This is a genomic window from Pseudomonas brassicae, assembly GCF_010671725.1.
GTDB lineage: Bacteria > Pseudomonadota > Gammaproteobacteria > Pseudomonadales > Pseudomonadaceae > Aquipseudomonas > Aquipseudomonas brassicae.
Genome location: NZ_JAAHBU010000539.1, coordinates 1 through 2245 on the forward strand (window position 1 = coordinate 1; position 2245 = coordinate 2245).

Sequence of the window (2245 nt, forward strand, 5' to 3'; positions counted from 1 at the left end):
AATTCAAGTCTCGGCGTGGCTTTTGATGAAACCTCTGATTTCAGTAATTTCCATGGAATGCTTGGCATGAACAAAGGAATGTTGAACTGAATATTTGAATGGCTATCCAGATAGTCAGGGGTTTCAGAGGTTATTCCTGAGGGGGCAAGACATAAACTTATGTCTCTGATGTCTTTTAGCTTGTTAGGGAATGCCCAATTTTTTATTAGAAAATGCCCAGTCAATGTAGCTTGTAAATTTAACTTTCTGTAAAATTTTTAAGACGGCTGGTGTTTTCTGTTTCTCTTGTTGTCGACAAATATATACTTAACAATTTGTCTGGCGGGTCATGTCGCTGATAATGATAAGCCGGCATCATACTTGATGTAATAAGCTTCTTCTTCATAGCTCTTGATGAAACGAGAAGGGCCGTGAAATAACAGATCCTCTACCGTCAATCCAACCTGCTCGGACAGCCAAAGGGGGAAATAAGGTAAGTTATCAAACAAAAATTCTACAATTCTAGGGAAGTCGTGCAGTCGCCTCCAGTTGTTAAAATCCTCGTCTTTCCAGAATAGCCAGTCACTTGGGGCTAGTTCTATGGTTTTTTCGTAACGCTTGTCTTTCATTATCATGGAGTCTCACCGAGTAACCAGAAAAATGCTTATGTGGTCTTAAGATTCAAGTACTCGGTCTGCTTGGGGCGCTTCAATGTGCCGCTCCATGTGCCGACAAGACCCTTCCTCTGCGCCCTTGAAATGCGAGCATCCCCACTTGTTGACTTTGTCGCGAAAGACCATCTTCCCACCCGTTTTGGGGCAGACAGCGACCCAGCCATCGCAGCCTGGTGACACGCAGAGACGATAACGCCCCGATCTGATCATGGGTGCCCTACAAATCGGGCATCCGCTCTCTCTGTGGGTGCACTGCGGGAAGTTTGAGCAGCCAATGAACGGCGCTTTGTCAGATTTTCTCGCCCGGTTGACCAGGTTACCTTGGGTGCACACCGGACAATTTGCCGCGAGCGCGTTCACCTGTTCTGCAGCGGTTTCGAGCTCTTCGTATTCCAGAGGATATTGTCCCTCAATCAGCTCTCGTACGAAGGGTGAGCAACGCGTCAGTCGCATAGTAGGTAGACGCGGTGTTTTGCGCGCGTCAACGCCACATAGAACAGTCGGCGCTCCTCAGCGTGAGGGTAGGGTTCTGCTGGTGGCTGCAGAGCTTCGATCAGGGGGTGAGTCACGATCTCTGAGGGCAGCCCGTACTTTCCTTTTGCCAGTCCCAGGATAATGACGTAGTCCGCCTCTTTCCCTTTTGAACTGTGGATCGAGTCGTTTTTGAAGGAGAGGTTGGGGTACCTGCTTGCTAGGACTGCGAGGTTGGGCAAGTCAAATTTGAATCTCGCAAGGAAGTAAACCGAGGAGCCTGGCTTCGCGGTTTGGCTGATGCGTTCTACTGTACGTTCAATCGTCTCAGCTTTGGCGGAGTCTTCTCCCAGAGAGGCTCTAACTAAGGACACCGTTGGTGTATCCACGATGATGTGGGACTGTATGTCCTTGGTGATCTGCCGATCATTTTGCATGACGAAGCGGCTGGCCACTGCACCAATCATGCTGTTAAAACGGAACGTTTTCTTGAGCTCACTGGCCTTGGTGGCGCCGAAGATTTTCTCGAAATCGGCTGTGAAGCTGATGTCGCTGCCAGTGAACCTGAATATGGATTGCCAGTCGTCACCTACACAGAAGACGGAGACGTCCTCTTGGCTTTCGCGCAGGGCTCTGACTAGATCTGCCCGAGACTTTGCGATGTCCTGGAATTCATCAACGATGATGAATTTCCATGGGCTCTTGAAGCTGTCGTCGAGCACGTATTTATAGGCTTTGTTGATCATGTCATCAAAGTCCATCTTCTTCTCGTCGTCGAGCGCCTTCACGTAGGCCTCAACAATAGGCGTGAGAAGGTCTAATGCTGCGCTGATCTGGGCTGGATCGGCAGATCGAGCGATCAAGTCCTTTAGCTCTTGATCGTTCAGATTCGCCGCTCGAAACAATCCAAGCATGTCCGTCAGAATTTCTGCGAACCGAGTAATGGCACCGAACTCTCGAAGGGTTTCCAGAACTGCTTCTGGGGGCAGCGGATCCAGTCGGACGCCTGCGTTGACCAACCGCTTCTTCAATGCATCGAGTAACACGCCTTCCTGCTTTTCATAATGGAACGTCTCGATCAGCTTCGTGGCGCCCAGCTTGTGAACCTCGCGTTTCCACTC

General features: G+C 49.8%; 3 protein-coding genes. All 3 read right to left on the bottom strand.

The window, feature by feature from the left end; translation table 11 throughout:
- Positions 1-326: 326 nt before the first annotated feature.
- Positions 327-608 carry a hypothetical protein gene (locus tag G3436_RS25775; RefSeq protein ID WP_163951057.1) on the bottom strand — a complete coding sequence of 94 codons (282 nt, stop codon included), beginning with the start codon at positions 606-608 and terminating at the stop codon, positions 327-329.
- Between the two features lie 45 nt (positions 609-653).
- Positions 654-1106 carry a topoisomerase DNA-binding C4 zinc finger domain-containing protein gene (locus G3436_RS28085; RefSeq protein WP_243667327.1) on the bottom strand — a complete coding sequence of 151 codons (453 nt, stop codon included), beginning with the start codon at positions 1104-1106 and terminating at the stop codon, positions 654-656.
- Positions 1097-2245, bottom strand: a 1149-nt coding sequence (locus tag G3436_RS25780; protein ID WP_243667328.1) for a UvrD-helicase domain-containing protein, incomplete at its 5' end; no start/stop codon positions are given. The genes G3436_RS28085 and G3436_RS25780, both read right to left, overlap by 10 nt.

Excerpts from the sequence above, each read along its gene's own strand:
- G3436_RS25775 (WP_163951057.1), bottom strand. The coding sequence starts at position 608 with ATGAAAGACAAGCGTTACGAAAAAACCATAGAACTAGCCCCAAGTGAC.
- G3436_RS28085 (WP_243667327.1), bottom strand. The coding sequence starts at position 1,106 with ATGCGACTGACGCGTTGCTCACCCTTCGTACGAGAGCTGATTGAGGGA.